The organism is Pseudomonas sp. W17 (assembly GCF_040268305.1).
GTDB classification, from domain to species: domain Bacteria; phylum Pseudomonadota; class Gammaproteobacteria; order Pseudomonadales; family Pseudomonadaceae; genus Aquipseudomonas; species Aquipseudomonas protegens.
In genome coordinates this window covers 2984685-3006911 of sequence record NZ_CP158490.1, presented here as the reverse complement: position 1 = coordinate 3006911, position 22227 = coordinate 2984685, and the positions used below count along the sequence as shown (strand labels likewise).

The window sequence follows — 22227 nt, the reverse complement described above, 5'->3', positions numbered from 1 at the left end:
TGCGATATCTGACACACAGGCAGTCGTGGTCTGACAGCCGTTCTCATCAATTTTCCGTCGTACGTGAATGGTTGCTTTCGGTTAGTCTTGTCGACTAGGAGCAGGGGAACAAGATGCAATAGGACGCCTGCATTCGATTGCCTTCAGGGAGTCAACTGCAGCATGCACATCACTTTTGGCCTTTTCTTGGACTCCCGTCAGGGTCCGTCCCCGACGAACTTCTTCAACACCCCGATAGTCGGCCGCCTCGGATTTCTGTCCCTGCTGGAGACCTACCTTGGTCTAAGCGCGCCAGAAGCGTCCAAGGCCAGACGCGTGGCCATCTACTCTGGCCTGCTGCGTGTCCATGACAACAACTCGCGCTTCTACAGTGAGTCCCTGAAGGCCGACAGTATCGGTACGGCCGCGCGCCTCCTGGCCTGGCGTGACGAGTGGCGGCTTGGCGGTTGGGACGGCAGCGCGAATCCAGAGCATCCTTCGCGAATCCAGGAGCTTGCTTCCATTGAAAAGGCAGCTCTCGAAACGCTGCCGCCCGGAGAGGCCGAGCGCTTGCACCTGGTGATGCAGGCTCTGAGTGCGTCCGGCCCCGGCCCCATCAAGTCAGTTCACCTGGTTGACCCGCCCGAGGACTTCCCGCTTCTCTGGCGGCAGGTGCTCGAGCGCCTGCCAGCGGTCGAAGTCCGACTTCCCGAGCCACAGGGAGAAGGCCAACTTCGTGCGTTGCAAGAGCAAGCCCTAACCGTTCTGGCTGGAGGCTCCGCGGGCAATCTGACCGTGCAGACCGACGGGAGCGTCTTGCTAGTGCACGCTCTCGCGGCCACGACCGCCGAACACTGGTTGAGCGCACAGCACTCGCACCAGCCCGGTGACCGGCTGATCCTGGCAGAGGAGGCCGGCGACTCGCTAGACGTGTCGCTGTCCGCGACCGGCGGGGTCAACTGCGGGTTCGAACGCCCTAGTCAGCTCCGCCCAGCCCTACAGGCACTAATCCTTGCCTTGGAAATGTGCTGGGAACCAATAGACATGAACCGACTGCTGGATTTCCTGACGCACCCAGTTGGCCCATTCAGCCGTCCTGCGAGAGGCAGGCTCGCTCGTGCTGTCGCCAAGCAGCCTGGAATTGGGAGCGACGCCTGGACGGCGGCTAAGGCCAAGATCGCAGCGGGTAACGATGCCCAGGAAGTAGCAGATGAAATTAACTTCTGGCTGGAGTCAGAGCGCTGGTCACGCACCGATGGAGTGCCGGTCGATGCACTGATTGCTCGCGTCGCCCGGATGAAGGAGGCTATGCGGCTTCGCCTTTCAGGTGAATCCGCTGATGCGGCGAGCTTCACGGCAGCGCATAGCCAATGTGCGGCCGTCCATGAAGCATTGATCGAGCTGGCTCGGCAAGGGTTGGCCACGGTGCTGCCTCGGCAAGTCGAGCAGTTGGTCGCCCACGCCACGCCCGCCGGGGCAACCAACCCCGCTGCGGTTTCCCATGTCGGCTGCATGCGCTCGACCAGCACGGCAGCCGCGTGCATCGAAGCCGCTGATGAAGTGATCTGGTGGATGCCATCTACGCCTGCCCTGCCCTCACCTCTGCCTTGGTCTCCTGCCGAGGTGAATGCTCTGACTCAATTAGGTGTGCAGTTGCGAGACCCGGCGCGTGAGCTTGTATCGTTAGCACTGAAGTGGCTGCGGCCACTACTTGCTGCGAGAAAAAGATTCATCATCGTCTACCCTCCCCCCGGTTCAGAAGTACATCCGATTCGCCAGCTTCTTAAGAAGCTCGTACCGGATATCGAGTCCGCTTCGCTTGACCTGGACATTGCACTCAACTCCACACTTCTCGGGGTAACTGCCGAGGTGCTTGCACGTCAGTCGCTGCCCGCTATTCCACGACACATCCAACTCCCTCATCCCGTGCAGCTCGGCGACGCCTCACAGTCGTTTACTACGCTCAACGAGCTCTTCAATGACGCGGCCCTATTCGTTTTGAAACGAGTGGCGAAGCTAGATCCTACTTCAGTCCTGGGGGTGGATGAGGGCAACCGCCTGCTGGGCATCCTCGCTCATCGGGTGCTCGAGAAACTCTTCGCGCACAACGATGCCCTGAGTTGGTCAAACGCCGATGCCGTTGCCTGGTTCCGCGCCGAAGCCGACTCGCTCTTGCTGACTGAAGGCGCTGTACTACTCATGCAGGGCGCGGGGGTAACGCAGCAACACTTCCGGAAGGTTTGCGAACGAGCCATAGGTAGTCTCCTCGATCACCTCAGGCTCGCAGGTGCCATTCAGGTTCAGACTGAGGTGGAGTTCAGAGGAACCTTGGGAGCAGTTCCGCTGATCGGCAAAATTGATCTCTTGGTCACGCTTGGTGACAAGCGAACTGTCGCCGTGGACATAAAGTGGAGAGGCGATACCTACTACGCCGGGCTGCTTCGCTCTGGTGAGCACCTACAGTTGGCGCTCTATTCCAGCCTCATAGAGCAAACAAGCGGTGTCGCACCCGCCGCGCTTGGCTATTTCATCCTGGAAAGCGGGGGACTGTACATCACCGCTGCCGACATTTTCCCAAAAGCGCAAGTCAGAAGACCGCCCGACGGCGTAACCGTCTCCAACCTACTAGACCGTACCCGCACCACGTGGGAGTGGCGCAAGCAGCAGTTGGATGCGGGGACCATCGAAGTCGTTCCGGAAGATCCGAGTGACGAGTTCCAAGGCCCTGAGGGGACCCTTCCGGTCAACGGTCCAAACAAATGGGACCGAGATCACCTTATCTTGCTGGGAGGCTGGAAATGATGAACAACATCGAATTCATCAGTGCAGGCGCCGGCAGTGGCAAGACCTACAAGCTGACCGAAACACTCGCTCAAGCTCTCGAATCGGGCACAGCGCGCCCTCACGCCATATTGGCCACGACCTTCACCGTGAAGGCCGCTACCGAACTGCGCGAACGTGCCCGCTCCTGGCTGCTTGAAAATGGACGTATCGACCTGGCCACAGCTATCGGCCAGGCCCGCTTGGGCACCGTCAATAGCGTTTGCGGCCAGATGCTCAAGCGGTTCTGCTTTGAGCTGGGCCTGTCTCCCGACCAGACTGTCCTGGGCGAAGGTCAATCCAAGAGACTGCTCAAAGCTACACTTGCCGAGTCGATGGAAGCCGACGCTCAAACGGAGCTTGTTCGGCTCACAGAGCGGTTCGGCATCGAGCAGGCGGACTGGTCCAAGACTGTTGAGGCTGTCGTTAAGGCCGCACTCGACAACGATATTGGACCGGAGGAGCTTCGAGTGATGGGTTCCCAGAACGCGGACGCGATGCTCACGAATTGGCCTGCTCCGGCTACGGGGCTGGACCCAACCGAAGCATTGGCGACTGCGCTGGCCGAAGCACACAAGGGGGTAGCGGCATACGTAGAACAGCAGCAAGCTGTCGATGCCAAAGTTGCAGACAACCTATTAAAAGGCCTAGAGGGACTCCAGAAGCTAGATCGACTCTTCCGTGAAGGCCGCTGGTGCTGGCCCGACTGGATCGGCGCAGCCGGATTTGACGCTGGCGCCAAGGTCAGAGATATCGTGGCGCCAGTCAAATCCGCTGCGCAGGTCCACGAGTCTCACCCGGCCTTTCATGCCGAAGTCCGCCAGTACCTTGACCAGATATTCAACCTCGCCGCCGACGTTCTCAATGCCTACGAGCAGGCTAAGAAGGCGCTGGGTGCCGTCGACTTCAGCGACCAAGAGGTGTTGCTGCTACGTGCGTTGAGAACAAAGCCATCTGTCCGGGAAGTCTTGGCGGCAGAACTGGATCTCATCATGGTTGATGAGTTCCAGGACACCAGCCCTCTCCAGCTAGCGCTTTTCATCGAGCTGGCCAAGCTGGCTAAGAAGTCGGTGTGGGTCGGCGACCCCAAGCAGGCTATCTATGGCTTTCGCGGAACTGACGCAAGCCTCATTTCCGGCGTTCTCAACGCCATCAAGGGCTGGGGCGGAATCGTAGGGAAGGCCCTGGACACCTCCAGGCGCTCCAACGAAAGCCTGGTCTCGCTCACTAATGGTCTATTCATCTCTGCGTTCGAGCCTGAGCTGACGCCCGAACAGGTTCGGTTGCAGCCACTGCGCAAGGACATTCCGGACCAGCCCGCGCTGTTGAACTGGAACTTCGAGAGCAGCCGAAACGACTCGGATTACCTATGTCTTGGCCAGGCCATCCGCGAGCTGCTGGAGTCCGGGGTCAAGGTCGAAGACAAGGACACCGAGGAGCTCCGTCCGATTCAGGCCGGCGATATCGGAGTGCTTTGTCGCTACAACGACCAGGTCGAATATTCCGTTACGTCGCTCACCCGCTGGGGCATCCCGTCAGCCAGCCCACGCTCCGGTTTATTGGGAACTGCCGAAGCCATCTATGTCATGGCCTGTGTGAGGCGCATGAACGACCCAACCGACACCGTCGCCACGGCGCTGGTACTAACCCTGGCCGATGGCACTCCGATCGAGACCTGGCTTGCAGACAGGCTGCAATACCTAGCCACCGATGGGGTGAGGTCACACGAGTGGCTGACGAAGGGTGAGAGCGCCCATCCGCTACTGGCCCGATTGGAAGAGCTGCGTCCAACGCTAATGGCTTTGACGCCACAGGAAGTACTGCGACTTGCTGCTGCCGAGTCCCAAGTAGTGCGGCGGGTCGGCGAATGGTCCACCTCCCCTCACGAGAGCCGCAATAGGCTGTCCAATGTCGAGGCACTGGTCGAGCTCGGAAAGACTTTCGAGGACGAGTGTGTCGCCGCGAAGCGACCGGCGACCGTCAGCGGCATGCTTCGTTGGCTAGACGAACTCGCCAGCGCAGAGGACGATAACCGGGCCATTTCAGAAGACAACTCGGTCTCAGTCCTCACCTATCACGGGGCCAAGGGGCTGGAGTGGCCAATCGTTGTGCTGACAAGCCTCGATGCGACAGCACGCAGTTCACTTTGGGGCGTGCGCGCGAGGACAGTTGGGGGCTTCGATCCGCAGCAGCCGCTCGCCAACCGCTTTGTACACTGCTGGCTGAAGACCTGGGGCAAGCGGTCCCAGCCCCAAGCCGCACTCAATGCCGAAGCCAGCGTAACTGGCCAAGCCATGCAGGCAGAGGCCTTGGCGGAGAACAAGCGTCTGCTATATGTGGGCCTGACCCGCGCACGTGACATGAACGTCGCACTATCTTTCGTACGCAGGTCAGGGCCGGGCCGCGCCTGGGTCGGCGAGATTAAAGGTGCAGCCGAGCTGTTGTTCGGTGACTCAGAAATAATAACGACTTCCGAAGGCAAGCAGCTTTCCAGGCTATCTAAGTCCTGGAACAAGGATGAGTGCTCAACGGAACCACCTGCCAAAGCCTCCGAGGCTTGCCACTGGTTTGCAACTCGTCCGCGCGTGCAGGCCGAACCTTTGTGGCACCGACCGAGTTCTGCTTCGGGCGGTGCATTCACGGTTGTCGAGACCGACGCCGTCGGAGTTCGGCTAAGCCTGGCAGGCAAGCCCGACATGGCATCGCTGGGCACGGCGCTTCACCTGTGTATCGCACGCGCCGGCGTGCTTGGCGGTATTTCTCCCCCTGACGTCGAGGGCATTCTGAAGACCTGGGCCGTGGCTGGTTCTGTAGATAAGGATGCCGTGTGCACTCAGACCTCAGCGTTCCAAGCTTGGATAGCCAAGCGCTGGCCCGACTGTCCCGTTTACGTCGAGGTACCCATCGAAGCAGATGGCCCGAACGGCACTCGTATCAGGGGCCGCATCGATTTGCTGGTGGAGTTGCCAGACGGCTGGATTCTCCTGGACCACAAGTCGAACCCCGGAGGCTCAGCCAGAGACGAGGACCTGGTGGCCGAGCACGGCCCCCAGCTCGAGTCCTACGGTCATGCCCTTCTCAACGCAACCGGCAAGCCCGTGAGCGAGCGATGGCTCTACATGCCGGTCGCTGCACGAGCAGTCCGCCTCTCCTGACGTTTCCCAGAAGCGCACCAGACTTAGTTCAATAGAAGCACGAGGAAAAGCAGAGATGGATGTGAAGTTCCTGTCGGCTTCGCGGACGCAGTCGACACTCATAGCGCTGGTTGAGAACTGCGAGTCGATGCAATGGGCAGTAGCCTGGGCTACCGAGAACGCGGTCTTCGAGGCAGCGATGAAAGACAGCTCGAAGTTCGAGCACTTCGTTGTCGGCACTCATATGTTCCAGACGCAACCCGAGGTGCTTGAGCGGGCTGCAGCACTAGCGGCCGCAGCCGTCGTTCCTCCTACGGGCGATCTGTTCCACCCGAAGGTCTACCTGTTTCGTAACGGGCAACGCATACGCTGCGTGGTCGGGAGCCCGAATCTCACGAAGGCGGCGATGAGCCGAAACGTCGAGGCGAGCGTGCTGCTTGATGGCTCGCTCGACGATGCAGCGCTAGTAGACCTCAGTCGCTTCGTCGCAGAAGCGTGGAAAGGGGCGGAGGACATCTCTCACGAGTTCCTCTTTCGGTACCGTCACCAGTACGCAGCTAAGACGGCTGCGCGACAGGAACTGATCAAGTTCGCTGACGTTCGGCCACCTTCTAAGCCGAATACCAAGCGAGCGCCACATGACATGAGCTGGGCGGACTACCTCGTGCAGGTCCGAAGCTCATCACACCCGTCTGCGCACCTGTTTAAGGAGCGCTTGGGCGTTCTGACAAAGGCTCGCGCCCTTTTCGCGACTGGCATACCCTACGCGAAGTGGAACAAGGACGACCGCAAGCTGGTCGCCGGCACTCTCGGGCGCAAGAAGTCTCAGCAGCCAGGCGTGGACTACGGGCTTTTCGGGAGCATGGGCGCAAGTGGGACGTTCGCGAACCTGGTCATCGAAGCGCCCACAGGTCTCTCCCACGCCCTCGATTTCATCCCGTTGATGGGCGCGGTCACGCAGGACGACTACGACCGCTACTGCAAAGCGTTCAGAGCAGCCTTCGATCAGGACGGGCGAGTCGGCGGACTACCGACCGCGACTAGGCTCTTGGCGATGAAGCGGCCTGACGCATTCGTGTGCATCGATTCGGCCAACCGAAAGGACTTGTGCGAAAACTTCGGTGTCAGCCCGAGCACAACGAACCTGGAGAACTACTGGCAGCGCATCATTGAGCCGATGCACGGTGATCCGTGGTGGAGACATCCGCAGCCGAGCAATGCGGCTGACGCCGAAATCTGGTTGGGACGCGCAGCGCTTCTGGACGCAATCTACTACACGCCCCGTTGAGCATACAGCTCTTCGACTTCCTGCGGACGCTGTGGGCGGTTCAACTGCTGCTCGGCCATACGAAGCTGAAGAGCACCGTTCGATATCTGGGAATTGAGGTCGATGACGCCCTGGAGATGGCGGAACAGACTGAGGTTTGACTATAAATAGGTCTAGCGACGGTCGAAACCAAGCTGTCGCGAACCGACCCAAAGCAGCCATCGGTCCCAATCGTGGTCTGGCGTCACAGAAGGCCAGTCATCTGGAATACCTAACCACACCCTCTGGCGGTCGCGCTATGATGGCAAAATGGAGGCCTTGCTCACGCAGCAATGGCTAAGCATTTAAACAGGAAGTCTGATGCCGATGGCCTTTACCCGCGTGCAAAAAAAATCGTCGAGTGGTTACCAAATTCAGTTTGTTCGAGGTAACCCTGACTGCGCAGCTTTTTATGAATGGATACATGGCCAACTGACAGAAGTGACTAAAGCGTGGCCGCCAAAAATCACGAAGCTCGAGACTGGTAGGAAAGGTAATCTCGGAGAGTTCCTGTCTTTCAAAGTAGCGCGTGAAAGTGGCCTTTACGGAAAGAAAAACGGGTACACCGTAGCGCTTGTGGGGGCTTTGACACCACTACAAGACGGGGCTCCACCAGGGCTGGATGTCACGATTGTTCACCTCGATCCAGCAGGAAATGAGAGTAAGGATTGCCTCTACATCATGGAGATTAAGACTACCGGGTCGATGAAATTGACCTACGCCACCGCGTTAATCGACGACTACGAAAAGCTCCTCGGAAAAACAACTGTAGCCGGGTCACTTGGTCAAAGGCTGAACTGGCTTGTAGGCTATCTGAAAGAGGTACATGAGTTTGATGTTCTGGCGCTTGAGAGAGTCGGTAGGCTTTTCATGCCTGATCCCAAGGACTGTGATCGCATCAAGCTGGTGCCTACTCTCGTGCATGACCGACTTGCAGGAGATGTGGCTGCATCCGAGGCATTGGGGGATGTAGCCATTAAGATCCAAAAGCAGGGTTGGGGTTTAAAAACCATTGAGCCGTGGAGCATCGCGATTAATGGCCTTACGAAATGCTTCATACATCTCTCAAACAATGAAAGTAGCATGCCATGAGCAATCTCCCCGCATCGGTAACGTTTCTGGAGAGCGCAGCATCATCCGCAGCTAAAGCAAGGGGGGCTAAGCCAGCTCTGCCCACTACGGACCCACATGACGTGGCGACTGCGTTGAAATGCATAACCGCGTTCCAAGTGCGTGTAGACCTCGATGCACTAGAATCATTAGATGATGAAACCACCGCTCGACCTCTGACCGCTGCGGCCCGTATTTTACAATCGACTGCCCAACATCTTCGGCGCATGAACGATCCTCCGGCTGACGCGGACCTTGATGATCTGTCGTTTCATGCCGCACTTGCTTATGCCATGTATGGCAACTTCCCCAGCGCCCGCGCTGCGTTGACGGACGTATCAACAGGCTTTCTGAGAAGAAGTGTTGTTTTTCGGATGGTCGCAGCTTTTTGTAATCCCGCCAGTAGGACACTTCGCTTCGTGGGGAGGGGGCGTTTTGAAGCGTTTCGATATGCTTGGTTCAGGGCGCTCCGTAGTCGCAGTAAAAGTCGTCGCGTGAAATGGTTTGAAGCTGCACTCAGGCGTTTTTCAAAAGCTGCGATGCAAGGCAGCATGGCCGAAGGGGCGCTCTTAATGGGTGGACGCGTGGCAGCTCATCAAGCGATGCGGTTAGCAACGATCAATCTATTGGAAGATGCTCCCGAAATTCCAGACTGGTTTGTCCGAAACTCTATAAAATCTGGCACCGTAACCCTGCTGCCCCCGCAACATGTGCTTTTGGTAAAGAGACGGATTGCCAACCATCGGCAAAATACCCTGTTAACGCTGCCGACAAGCACAGGGAAGACGTTCGTTGCTGAAGCTTGTATGGCTGCAAATTTTGAAGATAGTGGGCTCTGTGTGTATGTTGCTCCCTACGTTGCTGTCGGCGAGCAGGTGAAGGACTCGCTTCAAAATAGGCTTGGGGACAATGTTCCTTTCGTATCGATGTTTGGCGGCTTTCGATCAGATAAACTGAAAGGTGCCTGCGGGAGTGAGGCTGTCGTTGCTACTCCTGAACGATTTGATGGTTGGTTGCGCCTAGGTAAAGATATCGAGCGATTACGTACGGTCATTTTTGACGAAATCCATATACTTGAGAACGGGGTTCGAGGTGCTCGGGTTGAAGGACTCATTTCGCGATTACTGCTGCTGCAACAAAGCTATCCAAAGATCCGCATTATTGGGCTCTCTGCAGTCTTAACTGAGCCAATGAAGATGTGCAGCTGGCTTAGGGTAAAGCAGCGTGACTTACATCAAATTGCGTGGAGGCCAACGGCACGGCGGCTGGCTATGTGCCTGGCAAATGGGGATATGTACTGGATTCATGGTTACGATGCGCTGCGTCCATCCGATGAAGACCCCACTTACGAACTCTCTAAACCGATAAAAATAAAACTACCTGGAGCTATTCAGCCTGCGAGATTCCCCAATGCAAACGAAAAAAGCGCTGCAGCAAATCTTGGATCAATCGCGAAAGACCTTTTAATCCGCCTAGGCTCGCCAGGGCTAATAGTATGCGCACGAAAAATAGACACGAGATTGCTTGCATATCAGCTAGCTGCAGACCGGAACCCCATTGAGGACGTTGAGGTTTCAAAAATTGCAGATAGCATCGTACTGAATTACCCCTACCTTATTCATCTCGCAGATTGCTTGCGTCATGGTGTTGCTTACCATAATGCTTCTCTTCCTTTTGATGTGCGACGCAAGATAGAAATGTTAGTCCGCGCGCGTCTTCTATCAGTTGTTTGCGCCACAACTACGCTCGCCGAGGGTGCTGATCTCCCTTTTCGCTGGACAATCGTAGGTCATTGGCTCAGCAGCATGCGTGAGGATGGCACTGCTATGAAGTCAATGACCTTTCGCAATATCGCCGGCCGATGTGGAAGAGCTGGAGCATTTGCTGAAGGCGACACAATTCTTTTTGAAAACCTGATGGGGCCTCCCTCTTTAAGGCCAGGTCAAAGGAACACTAGGCGGATGGAGGAAGTGATGTTTTCTTCCAATCCTATCGAATCAACGCTGGGTGGCGAGTGGGATAAACTGCCTATCCAAGGGAAACAAATGCTTGAGGCAACGCTCAGTTCACAGCTGCTCGCATGCATAAGTGAAAACCCGGAGGCGGATGATATTGTTTCGGATCTCGCCGAGTCCACATACGCTGGACATACCGACGGTGGGGATAACGTGCGTCGGATCCTTTCTGAGGCTGTCGATCAGATTCTTGATAATCAACAGGCTGGTGGTGCTATGGCTGTGAAGAACAGCCCTATCAGGCTTACGGAGTTTGGAAAAGCAGCCAACCTTAGCGGGTTTTCGCCTGATACTTGTCGACTGATGGTAGAGTACTTGGAGCAACTAAAGCCTGGTGTGGGTGCAGCACTTTATAGCGATTTATTGCGAGAATTTCATAATATACCCGAGCAATCTAACGAGGTGTTAAAAAAGATTTACTCCGGTGTTAAGCATCGCAATGTCGTCACGGAGGATAATGTAGAGGACATGCTCGGTAACTTACTCTCGAATATGGACTTGCGGCAGGTATTTGAAAGTCTGCGCAAAAAGACCTCTAAAGCTAGCCCAGAATCTGTTGAGACATATTTTGAGGACTTTGTTTCGTTTATTAATAGTGTTTTGGGTAGCTTTCTTCCGTGGCTTCTGAGAGGGCTCGAAAAGCTCTCGGTGTTTGGAAGCGAAGAGGCGGCTGGGATGATCTGGACCCAAATGGCCAGAGAGATTGAAAATGTCTTGCGATCAAGAGGAGATGAGATTGAGTTTGATGACCCATTCTTGCCGGTTGAGTGACGTTGCATCATCTAGTGGGCATTTCTGAATGCGCAGCGCGCAGGAGAGATGTTATCCACCATCATTATCCCACTTGGACCTGGAGGCGATGCCGCAGTTGATCAGTGGCTTTGCCCAGGGTCATACCGGTGGCCTAGCGGCTAACGCCTCGCAGTCGATCGCCAGTATGTAGCTCCTCAGCTTTATTGGACCGTATTTGTACCCAGCACTCCGTCACCGAAGCCTGCATTGGATGAGATAGTGGTCCACTTCGGCCCAGCGTGCCGAATGTCTTCGCTGCTTCGCCGCGCCTACGACATTCACCTTGACGGTTTGATGCAATATGACAGTCATTGGTGACTACCCGTATGAATGGGCTCAGCGAATGCTCAGCCTCTAGGCGCATCTATCCGAATGTCTGCTCTTGGCCGATTGTTTTGAAAAAGTCGCTCCGCTCACACTGCCCGGATATTGACCGGGGAAAATGCAACTTTTGCACGTTGCTACGTGAAATCTGAGTCCGGAAGCCTCAGCCAAAAGTAAGGATTTCAATCTCAGACGCGTACTTTTCTGCCGTGGGAACCAAGGCCGACTTTTTCAACAGAATCGGCCGTCTGCTGCCTGTCGCCACGGCAGCTTTTGGCAAATGCCCGGTATGATGTTGGCGCTAACGACGAATTAACCCACTGGCCGGTGCCACGCTGACCCAACACCAATCGGCAAAAATCCAACATTGGTAATGGTTCACAAGGTAGGAGCCTGGGTCAGTGAAATGTCGGTAACTGGGTCAATCTTGCGCTGGCAATAACAATCCCTGTTATCTCCCTTCAAGTTCGGCGGCAATAACTTTGACAATCTTGGCGCGTGAAGCGGCTCTCTTGGCCAGAATTTTCGCTTCACCTGTTTGATCCAACCATTCCCTAAAACGCTGGAGCGCATGGCGCGTTTGCGACGCATCGCGACAGTTGGCCAGGAAGGCAAACTGTACTTTCTGTACATCATCAGCGACAAAAATACCGAAGGAACCGCTGACAACCGTAGCATCAGGAAAGCCTAACAACGCAGTGGCCTGAGTCTCCGTCGCTCCACGGTGACAGGCGATCAAATGCAACGGTCCTTCTGCACCTTTCAATAGATCAGCATGCTCATGGTCACGCAGAAAAGGCTTACCCACCAGCTCACGCGCAGCAGCGACCGTGAATGCAGCCGGGATTGCATGGACAAGCACAGCGATATTCACTCCTGCAATTGGAACAAAGGCGAACGCTTCGCTAGCAGGGACTTTGCCACCATTGAGCGCCTGCAGTAACACCGTTTCCATCGCTCGTTTGCGCTGACGAAAGTCCATCCGTGTCCAATCGAGCGCCTGGCCCATATCGAATCGACTCGAAGCTGCAGCGGTTACTCCACGCTGGGTCAGAACAACCAACGCATCCAGAAGCGCTTCCTGAACACGGGTACGTAACTGCTCAGCGGTTGAGACCATTCCCCCCCTGAAGGGTGTCTGTTGTGCAATAAAAGCCTGGAAGCGCTGATTACGTGCAGCCTCAGCTACCCGGCCATCGCATGCCGGGATATTTGGCATAGCGATGAAGCGCACCTTCCCTCGAGCGGTGGCGAGTCCCTCCATATACTCCGCGTGGCAGATACCGATGTCGCCGTCACTACTAGCCCAACCGGCATTGCCATTGGACAGCACCAGCAGCACATCGCAATCCCTGACCGCCTGCAAACAGGCATCCCAACTATCTTGCATGCCATCCGCGGGAGGTGCATCTTCGTTAATCCAGACTTCAAACACCTGCTTGCCAAACAGCTTCGTGCCTTCTATCTCCCGCTTGAGTTGCTCTCGGATATTGCTGAGCGTTTGATCGCTGTCCGCGGGAAAGTGGTCGTTACAACGACTTGACAACATTACTTTGATTCTCTTTGACTGGGCCATCCCTGCTCCTGCCCCAATTCCGAGGCCTCAAAATTCTTATCGATGAATACCTTCCCGCCTTATCTCCAAACTCACCCGGCCAAGAAGCCGGAGGCAACGTGATGCCCCACCTTTCTGTTATGCACTGGTTACGACCCGGACATCTGAACCAGATACATTCTTAATGTAGGAATAACTGGTGCCGAGGACAGCAAGCTGATCAACGGAGATTTTCGCTGCTGAAATGGCAGGCTGTACGATCACAAATCTGAAAATCATCTCGTGGTCGTGGCACTTGTTGCGAAGCAGCTCCAAATCCATTGGGTCACCCTTGAGGATTCTGTCGAATCCTCTCGGCAGCGATTGCTGGTACCGACCCATCAATCGATTGAAGAATTTTTCCTCGGTGTGCAGCCACTTCACCGATCGTGAGGCCTGGCCGCAGACCTCGTAGACATCGTTCACACGAGCGCCAGGTCGAGCCTCGCCATCTTTTTGGGGGCAATACTTGCAATGGTAAAGGTCAACAAAGATTGCGTCCTTGCTCTCTTTGATTGCTACCAAATCCGCAATCTCACCTGAGCCATCATCGTTGAAAATGAATGCATAGTCGTCCTCGATTCGGCTGTAGGTGAACCCTTGGACGGTGTCCATGTTACGAGCTGCTCTCATGGATTCGCTGTGGATCTGAGTGGTCCCCCAGTCCCAAGCTTCAATCAGCGCTATCGGAAGCTTCAAGTCCAAACTATTGGGTGTGTAAAACCGATAATTGCCCTCGACCATCGAACCGTCCACTGCTAGCAGGACCAAGGGGTTCGCATCCAGGTACTGCTCTAACGAGCTCTCTTCAGCGAAAATGATCTTCACCCCAGGGCAGGAGACTTTGTAGCTGTCGTTCAGTAACCGTATCGCGATGTCAGGAAGCTGACACTCCGTGCCATCTGCTGCTATGGCGATGACGGGCACTTCTAGTGTCAGATCGTCAGTTCTCCGAGGCTTGCCAAGCTCGACATCAAGCAGGTTGAAGATCTCACCATTGAACGCCAGCGAGATTTTCTGCTCGTTTTCGATCGCAATGGACTCAGGCCAATCAGCATAGAAGAGTCCAGTTGGCCAAGCTCCCTCAATCTTCTCCGAGCGAATCACATCCTTGAGCACTTCAGAAGGATTGATCGTGGCATTGTTGAGTTTCTGTGAGGCGCGCTTGCACCACTCAATCCAGTAAATGATGCTGGAAGAGTTCATCTCCCAGATCTTCCCTTTGTGAGAGCAGCCAACGGTGGTGCGCTGTCCATCTTCATAGCCCGTTGCGAAGATGTTGGACTTTTTCGCCGTGCCGTTCTCGATTTCACTGATGACGGTATTGATGTCCCGCCCGACGTGCATCGTGAACCTCAGATCCTTGCGTGTCCTGGACAGCCCGACGTTCTGCAACTTCATGAGCTTGATGTCGTGCAGGGTTCGGAAGGTAGGCTCGCCGTTGATTCGCCTGGCATCCTTTGCAATCAAATTCAAAAAACGCGTCGCTTGCGACTCATCACCAGAGGAGTGAATGAAGAGCGTCTCGTCGGGCGCGTGGTAGTACGCCAGGTACAGAATCCAGTTCGTATCCACAATCGCCGAGGTCTGAGCCCATCCGACGGGTGTTTCTCGCCGGGTCACCATGATGATGGTGTCTGAATCGTCGTTGATAGAAAGGAACTGCAGCGGTTCTTTTTTCTGGGAGAAGTGATTCGCTTTCTCTGGCCGCCAATGACCGCGCTCCACATGGTAGGCGATCGCACTGATCTTGGGGTTTGGGTTCAACCCGAAGATCTCCTCGGAGTCGGCATCATCCGGGAACTGTTCAGTGAATGTCTCTTTTTCTATTTCGCGGGCGATCTTGTCTTGGCTCACATCTCGAATCACGGCGCTCCAGTCGGCACTTTCCTTGTAAAGCACTGCCATCTGGTAATCGACTTTCTGGTTGGCAATGTTTGAGACGAATTTGGCATCGCCGAGCGTGTCATCAACCCGGGTAAGCCGACCGATGAACTGTAGCGTGACGGCCGGACTGCGATGCTGGTCGTGAATAGCCGCGATTTTCAGCTCTGGCAGGTCGAAGCCTTCGCCCAGCATGTCCACGCATACGATGATCTTGTATTTCTTCTCGACAATTTCACCCAGCAGCTTGACCCGATTCGGCACCTTGCTGTGGATGAGAATGGGTGAGAGGTCTTCATGCTTTTTGTAGAGCTCAAACAGGGCTTCAGCACGTTTTTGCGATCGTGCGCGTACCATCAGTAGGTGGTTAAAGCCTTGCTCTCGATCACCTCGCAACAACTCTACCGCCTTATCAGCAACCACTTGGTCAGCCAACTCAAGGTTGTATTCGCGCACTGGGTGAAATTCGATCGACTTGAAGTAGCCATCGATCTGCGCATCCTTCAACGGGTAGTTGTAGATAATCTTGCCTTCGAGGGGCTGATTGTCCTCCCTGAAAGGCGTAGCAGTGAACTGCAGGCATGGCTTCTCTTTAAACGCGGTTTTCACCCGCCCCCATGTCATGGCAGCCACATGATGGGTTTCGTCGATGATCAGGTGGCTGCAGAGCTCAGCCAAGGCTTGGAGCGACTCTGTGTCGAATCGCTGCAATGCTTGCGGAGTAGCGACAATTACATTCGCCTCGGCAAACTGTTGGACATTTTCAGCCGACACTCCTGAGCCGATCGCCCTAACCACAGGGTTAAGTGCTGTGGCAGAAACAGCACCGATCTCCCGAAGTTTTTTCAGCCCGAGGCATTTTTCGACAAGCTGGGAACGCAAGGCATCTGACGGGACGAGCACCAATGTCCTTGCCAACCGCCCTGCGATAAGCAGACCAAGCATGGTATCGGTCTTGCCGGTACCCGTTGGCATCACGATCGTTGCCGTCGTGGCCGGAGACATTACCAGGTGGCCCAGTGAAGCGTATAGGGCGGCAAGCTGAGGCTTACGCAAGCCCGGCGTATTCGTATCCCGGACTGCCAGGTTGAAGTTGAAGAGGTGTTGCTGCCAGCTTTGATATACGTCTAAGTACTTCCCTGTAGCATCGACCATTGCGTTCACCAAATTGAATGTGAAAATCAGCGCTGATTATTCAATGGCCACATGCTATCAGTGAACATCAGTTCAGGTGTACCCTGAAAATTTGCGGTCATACCCACCACTCTCTCTGCCTTCACCAACCGACGATCGATGCGAAACACGCAAATCTGAGATGGAGGTAAAATGCCCCCCCAATCCACCCTGGTCTCCGTCAGAAAACGTCATTCGCGATAGCTCAATCACGTCATTCATGTCAGCGACGCGTCGGTTTCCATTGCAATAGCTGCAGGTCCCTCTCACCGAATTATCCTTGATGAAAGCTTTGAGGCCGTCATCTTCGACGCAGCGTAAGCACACAAAACTGTCCTCGACTCGCGAGAAACCTCGCTCCATGTCCTCTTCCATCATTCTCTTGACTCCGCCCATAGCACCGCCTCAAATGCATGCTCAAACATCTCAAAAGTACTGGATTGCGAACGGAGAAAGCCTGCCCCATCTCCACGACTGACGAGTGAGACACGCACCTCCAACTCACCGAAGATGATCTTCCAGCGCCACGGTGCTCGTGCGGCGGGCGCTCGAGGAGCCTACGAAGGCAATACCGTGCGTGACCGCCTGCAAGAGATCGAGAAAACCAAAGCGCAATGAGGGCGAGGTTCAATCGTGACGATCAAGCCTGGCTTTGAGCGACTCGAGCATGCGCGCTCTCTTTTCTGAATCTTCCAGCAGACGCTGGCGTGCAGCGGGCAAGGTACGCAGAAACTCCTTACCACGCGCCTTGATCTGCGAAGCGACATCATCATCGCCAAACAAAACCGAATGATATTCGAGCTTGCTCACAAAGCGCTGGGTTTCCTTGGACTCGACATCCGTTTGTGTGAGTTGCTTATCCAGTTGGCTCCAGAACTCATCCGTGTTGATCCACTGGCCCAACGCCCTGCATTCGGACTCGAGCCGGGCGTGATGCTGTTCGATTCCCATGGTGAAGATCTTTTTGACCTTCTTTATTGTCGGCTGCCGCAACACATCCAGAAGACCATTCAGCGGAAGATCACTTCGCTTGGCAAGCACCAGAAGCAGGTCAAGATCAAGCATGAAGCTCACTGCGACCTCCCGATAGCTGGCGTACAGATCCCGACCATGGGCAATGCGATTGCGACGAATTGGCATGATGAAGAGGAGGTACTCCATGCCGATTAGATCGGTGTGCTTCTGAATCGTCTTGAGCAGTTGATTGAGAGCAGCTCTCTCACTCATCGACTCCTTCAAGCCAAGCGTCTGGCAGATGCCGTGAATGGTCCCCTCGATAAACGGCGGCAGGATGAACGACAACGAAATGTAATCACGTTCCTTGAAGCGCTCGACGATGTGCTCTACGAGATCGCCCTTGCCAGCAACATGAATGTCGTTACGGCCAGCCTCCAAGAACCTCGGAATGATGCTGTCCTCGATGTACCAATCGGCTACCTGGTAGTAGTCATCGCTCACCTCCCGGTCCTTGTAGTACGCCCGGATTTGGTCGATGTTTTCGTAGTACGTAGGTACAGGTAGCGACAGGAAGCGAAAATCCATTTCCTCCAGGAGATCGGGATCGAAGTTTCGGGTTTTCCGATTACGGAACCGATAGCTATAGGTGAGGGCATCATCGAGACTCGGCGGCCTCAAGCCCATGAGTGACCCGAGGCCAAACATCTTCTCTCCCTCAGGTCTCCATTGAATCGCGAGACTGAGCGAAGCGTTCTCGAGTTGAACCTTGATGTACTCGTCAATTTCGGCCGCCGCAGCCTCGTTCTTCTGGAGAAAGTACTCCAACGCACGTTTGCGATATCGCTGCTCTTGAGTACGACTATCGTCGTCCTCAGGAACAGCCGGAGCGTCGAGCTCGGCCTTTATCCGTCCAATCTGCTCGTTGATAGAGCTACGATCCTTCTCTATTTCTACGAGCAGTTTTGCTTTTACTTCGGCGGCTTCCTCGTGCATTTCAATGTCCTTGTGTAACGCCTTTTGAACGGCCGCCCACGAGTCGCCATGGCAGCCTTGGGGCTGAGTAGTATAAGGAAGTCCGAGACGCCGTCACCTTCAATTGACGCTCCACAGTTGATCCAGGTGCAAGGTGAAATTCCTGCTCATCAACTCACGGCTCATTCCACGACCAGGCTCGGCAGGTACGATTCCAGAGCGCACCGTGCCTCTCCCACAGCGTGCGTTGATGGCATCCATCGTCCGTATCGCGTTACCGTTACGTCCGGGCTGAGTCTGAGCGAATAGGTCTCCTGTGAACTCGCCGGGCTGCTGCCGACGCATTGCAGCATAAAAATACTGCAACGCAACGCCGAAGCAGGATGAGGACTGTCACAAGAACATTAAATACTGACTTCAGGGCGTACACTGAAAGCTAGCCAAAGCCACACTGGTGTTTATCAGGAATCGCCATTCACGATCGCTAGCACAGCCGATGCAAGTGGGGGCACAAATGGGGGCACAACTCTTTTTTTTCGATCTGAAATAACCGTCCTAGAGCCATGTCAAAATGTTTTTCGGCGACCCCGACAGCCTCTGAGCCTTCCCCAACGGCTCACTGATCTACCGAAACGCCCCCAGACTCCGCGGCCCTGTACCACGTAGGACACCCTTGGACAGATGCTCTGCCCTGTCCTGCCCAGCAGGGTCGCGCACCTGCCCTGCCCCTCAAGGAGTCTGCAGACGGCCACCCCCACGCCTTGAGCCCTTTCACCACCCGCCCCGAGAAAACTTTAGTCGTGCCCGGCAGTGACTTTGGTCGTATTGCGTAACGCCAACAGTCTGTTTTGGCGGCCATTTTTTGATCCAGATCAATACTTCGACGGGTTATTCGAAGCGTTCAGCACCTTCATCGACAAGACCTATCAGACCATCGACCCAGCCTATTAGCCGCCTACGCAAGCGGGCCATAAAATCGCCGGCACACAGCAGAATCAGCACAAGACTTGCCGTTCTATTCCACACGCGTTGTGCCCCCCATTAAAAGAGTGGCCCTTGCCACCTTGCCTGATCACCCGTGATTGAAAAATGCCTGCATAAGGAATGCGTCATGACACTTGGCAGAAGACAGTTCTTTAAACTTTGTACAGCCGGTGCCGTGGCCACCACCGCCGTATCCCTGGGCTTCGCGCCCACCACGGCCAATGCCAGCCAGTCGCGCCAGTACAAACTGCTGCGCGCCAGGGAAACCCGCAACAACTGCACCTACTGCTCGGTCGGTTGCGGCATCCTGATGTACAGCCTGGGCGATGGCGCAAAGAACGCCAAGGCGCGGATCTTCCATATCGAAGGCGACCCTGACCACCCGGTGAGCCGCGGCTCGCTGTGCCCCAAAGGCGCCGGCCTGGTCGACTACATCCACAGTGAGCAACGCTTGCTGTACCCCGAGTACCGCGCCCCGGGCTCGGACCAATGGCAGCGGGTCAGCTGGGATTACGCCATCGAACGCATCGCGCGGTTGATGAAGGACGACCGCGACGCCAACTTCATCGAGAAAAACGCCAAGGGCGTCACGGTCAATCGCTGGCTGTCCACCGGCATGCTCTGCTCGTCGGCCGCCAGCAGCGAGACCGGCTCGCTCGACCAGCGCTTCACCCGCGCCCTGGGCATCCTCGGCACCGACAGCCAGGCCCGGGTCTGCCACGCGCCGACGGTCTCGGCGCTGGCCCCGACCTTCGGCCGTGGCGCCATGACCAACAACTGGGTCGACATCAAGAACGCCAACGTGGTGCTGATCATGGGCGGCAACCCGGCCGAGGCGCATCCGGTGGGGTTCAAGTGGGTGATCGAGGCCAAGATCCGCAATGGCGCCAAGGTCATCGTGGTGGATCCGCGCTTCAACCGCAGCGCCGCGGTGGCGGATATCTACTCGCCGGTGCGCGCCGGTTCCGACGTGACCTTCCTCATGGGCATGGTCAACTACCTGCTCAGCAACGATCGCATCCAGCATGAATACGTGCGCGCCTACACCAACGCCTCGTTGATCGTGCGCAGCGACTACCGCTTCGATGACGGCCTGTTCAGCGGCTACGACGCCAAGGCTCGGCGCTACGACCGCAGCTCCTGGGCCTACGAGCTGGACGAACAAGGTCACGCCCGCCGCGACCTGAGCCTGAGCCACCCGCGCTGCGTGCTCAACCTGCTCAAGCAGCATGTCAGCCGCTACACCCCGGAGCGGGTCAGCCAGATCTGCGGTACGCCCCAGGCCGACTTCCTGGAGATTTGCGAGATCATGGCCAGCACCAGCGTGCCGGACAAGACCGCGACCTTCCTCTATGCCCTGGGCTGGACACACCACACCACCGGCGCCCAGATGATCCGCGGCTCGGGCATGATCCAGCTGCTGCTGGGCAACATCGGCATGGCTGGCGGCGGCGTCAATGCTCTGCGCGGGCACTCCAATATCCAGGGCTACACCGACCTTGGCCTGCTCTCGCAGCGCCTGCCGGGCTACATGAACCTGCCGTCCGACAACCAGGCCAGCCTGGCGACCTACCTCAAGGAAACGACCCCAAACGCCCAACTGCCCGGCCAGGTCAACTACTACCAGAACACCCCCAAGTTCTTTATCAGCCTGATGAAGAGCCTGTACGGCGACAAGGCCACCCGTGACAATCAATGGGGCTTCGACTGGCTGCCCAAGTGGGACGAGAGCTACGACGTACTGAACTTCTCCAACCGCATGTATGAAGGCAAGGTCAACGGCTACATCGCCCAGGGCTTCAACCCGATTGCCGCCTTCCCGGACAAGAACAAGGCCGCCGCGGCGCTGGCCAAGCTCAAGTTCCTGGTGATCATCGACCCGCTGGCCACCGAGACTTCGAGCTTCTGGCAGAACCACGGCGAGTCCAACGATGTCGACCCGGCGCAGATCCAGACCGAAGTGTTCCGCCTGCCCTCGAGCTGCTTTGCCGAGGAAAACGGCTCGATCGTCAACTCCGGGCGCTGGCTGCAGTGGCACTGGGCCGGCGCTGCGCCACCCGGCGAGGCCTGGCACGACGGCAAGATCCTCGGCCACCTGTTCATGAAACTACGCGAGCTGTACCGCAGCGAAGGCGGCGCCTGCCCCGAGCAGGTGCTGAATATGGCCTGGGACTACCGCGCCCCCTACGACCCCGCTCCCGAGGAAGTGGCCAAGCAATCCAACGGCTACGCCCTGGCCGACGTGCGTGATGACCAGGGCAACCTGATCCTGCGCAAGGGCCAGTTGCTGGACAACTTCGGCCAACTGCGCGACGACGGCAGCACCGCCTGCTTCAACTGGATATTCGCCGGTTCCTGGACCGAGGCCGGCAACCAGATGGCCCGTCGCGACAACGCCGACAGCGGCCTGGGCTGCACCCCGGGCTGGGCCTGGGCCTGGCCGCAGAACCGGCGGATTCTCTACAACCGCGCATCGGCCGACCCGCAAGGCAACCCCTGGGATGCGCAACGCAAGATCATCGGCTGGGACGGCAGTCGCTGGAGCGGCATCGATGTGCCGGACTTCCCGGTCAACCTGGCGCCGGGCACCCAGGCCAACCCGTTCATCATGCTCCCCGAGGGCCTGGGCCGGCTGTTCTCGGTGGGCGCCATGAACGACGGCCCGTTTCCCGAGCACTACGAGCCCACCGAAAGCCCGCTGGCGCACAACCCGCTGCACCCCAACGTCAGCAAGAGCCCCACGGCGCGGCTGTACGACAGTGACCGAACGCGCATGGGCAGCCGCGAGGAATTCCCCTACGTGGCCACTACCTATTCGATCACTGAACTGTTCCGCCACTGGACCAAGCACTCCCGGCTCAACGCGATTATCCAGCCGGAACAGTTCATCGAGATTGGCGAAGTGCTGGCCCAGGAAAAAGGCATCGTCCAGGGCGACCTGGTGCGCGTCAGCACCAAGCGCGGCTACATCAAGGCCAAGGCGGTGGTGACCAAACGCATCCGCCGCCTGCAGATCGACGGCCAGCCGGTCGATACCATCGGCATTCCTTGCCACTGGGGCTACGAAGGTGCAACCCGCAAGGGCTTCCTGGCCAATACCCTGACCCCGGGCGTCGGCGATTCCAACACCAACACCCCGGAATACAAAGCGTTCCTGGTGAACGTGGAAAAGGCCTGACGGAG

Annotated in this window: 10 protein-coding genes and 1 pseudogene; 7 read left to right on the top strand and 4 right to left on the bottom strand. The window is 56.6% G+C overall.

What is annotated here, in order from left to right; translation table 11 throughout:
• Positions 1-162: 162 nt before the first annotated feature.
• The 6 genes and pseudogenes from ABCR88_RS14005 (at position 163) to ABCR88_RS13980 (ending at position 11135) form a co-directional block, all read left to right on the top strand.
• Positions 163-2781, top strand: coding sequence for a PD-(D/E)XK nuclease family protein (locus ABCR88_RS14005; RefSeq protein WP_236188312.1), 2619 nt, complete (start codon positions 163-165; stop codon positions 2779-2781).
• Positions 2778-5954, top strand: coding sequence for a UvrD-helicase domain-containing protein (locus ABCR88_RS14000; RefSeq protein ID WP_236188319.1), 3177 nt, complete (start codon positions 2778-2780; stop codon positions 5952-5954). Before ABCR88_RS14005 ends, ABCR88_RS14000 begins: the two co-directional genes overlap by 4 nt.
• Positions 5955-6009: 55 nt before the next feature.
• Entirely contained in the window at positions 6010-7221 is a 1212-nt protein-coding gene (locus ABCR88_RS13995; RefSeq protein ID WP_096134206.1) for a phospholipase D family protein, read from the top strand.
• A gap of 23 nt (positions 7222-7244) precedes the next feature.
• Positions 7245-7361, top strand: a pseudogene (locus ABCR88_RS13990) (integrase); the annotation flags it as partial.
• Between the two features lie 199 nt (positions 7362-7560).
• Positions 7561-8331, top strand: a complete 771-nt coding sequence (locus ABCR88_RS13985) for a hypothetical protein (protein ID WP_192874387.1) — start codon at positions 7561-7563, stop codon at positions 8329-8331.
• Positions 8328-11135 carry a DEAD/DEAH box helicase gene (locus tag ABCR88_RS13980; protein ID WP_350404741.1) on the top strand — a complete coding sequence of 936 codons (2808 nt, stop codon included), beginning with the start codon at positions 8328-8330 and terminating at the stop codon, positions 11133-11135. Before ABCR88_RS13985 ends, ABCR88_RS13980 begins: the two co-directional genes overlap by 4 nt.
• Positions 11136-11931: 796 nt before the next feature.
• Here the strand turns inward: ABCR88_RS13980 and ABCR88_RS13975 are convergent.
• The 4 genes from ABCR88_RS13975 to ABCR88_RS13960 all read right to left on the bottom strand — a co-directional run bounded on the left by ABCR88_RS13975 (position 11932) and on the right by ABCR88_RS13960 (position 18321).
• Entirely contained in the window at positions 11932-13056 is a 1125-nt protein-coding gene (locus tag ABCR88_RS13975) for a DUF4062 domain-containing protein (protein WP_236188320.1), read from the bottom strand.
• 117 nt (positions 13057-13173) lie between these two features.
• Positions 13174-16113, bottom strand: a complete 2940-nt coding sequence (locus ABCR88_RS13970; RefSeq protein ID WP_236188321.1) for a DEAD/DEAH box helicase family protein — start codon at positions 16111-16113, stop codon at positions 13174-13176.
• A gap of 645 nt (positions 16114-16758) precedes the next feature.
• Complete coding sequence (locus ABCR88_RS13965; RefSeq protein WP_096134201.1) at positions 16759-18081, bottom strand: hypothetical protein; 1323 nt, start codon at positions 18079-18081, stop codon at positions 16759-16761.
• A gap of 99 nt (positions 18082-18180) precedes the next feature.
• Positions 18181-18321 (bottom strand): DUF4113 domain-containing protein, encoded by a 141-nt coding sequence (locus tag ABCR88_RS13960; RefSeq protein WP_236188322.1) that lies wholly within the window; start codon positions 18319-18321, stop codon positions 18181-18183.
• Positions 18322-19171: 850 nt separating this feature from the next.
• Here ABCR88_RS13960 and fdnG point away from each other — a divergent pair.
• A complete protein-coding gene (fdnG, locus tag ABCR88_RS13955) occupies positions 19172-22222 on the top strand; it encodes a formate dehydrogenase-N subunit alpha (protein WP_350404738.1) in 3051 nt (1016 codons plus the stop codon).
• Positions 22223-22227 lie beyond the last annotated feature (5 nt).

Coding starts and splice junctions, on each gene's coding strand:
- ABCR88_RS14005 (WP_236188312.1), top strand. CDS start 163: ATGCACATCACTTTTGGCCTTTTCTTGGACTCCCGTCAGGGTCCGTCC.
- ABCR88_RS14000 (WP_236188319.1), top strand. CDS start 2,778: ATGATGAACAACATCGAATTCATCAGTGCAGGCGCCGGCAGTGGCAAG.
- ABCR88_RS13995 (WP_096134206.1), top strand. CDS start 6,010: ATGGATGTGAAGTTCCTGTCGGCTTCGCGGACGCAGTCGACACTCATA.
- ABCR88_RS13985 (WP_192874387.1), top strand. CDS start 7,561: ATGCCGATGGCCTTTACCCGCGTGCAAAAAAAATCGTCGAGTGGTTAC.
- ABCR88_RS13980 (WP_350404741.1), top strand. CDS start 8,328: ATGAGCAATCTCCCCGCATCGGTAACGTTTCTGGAGAGCGCAGCATCA.
- ABCR88_RS13975 (WP_236188320.1), bottom strand. CDS start 13,056: ATGGCCCAGTCAAAGAGAATCAAAGTAATGTTGTCAAGTCGTTGTAAC.
- ABCR88_RS13970 (WP_236188321.1), bottom strand. CDS start 16,113: ATGGTCGATGCTACAGGGAAGTACTTAGACGTATATCAAAGCTGGCAG.
- ABCR88_RS13965 (WP_096134201.1), bottom strand. CDS start 18,081: ATGCACGAGGAAGCCGCCGAAGTAAAAGCAAAACTGCTCGTAGAAATA.
- ABCR88_RS13960 (WP_236188322.1), bottom strand. CDS start 18,321: ATGGATGCCATCAACGCACGCTGTGGGAGAGGCACGGTGCGCTCTGGA.
- fdnG (WP_350404738.1), top strand. CDS start 19,172: ATGACACTTGGCAGAAGACAGTTCTTTAAACTTTGTACAGCCGGTGCC.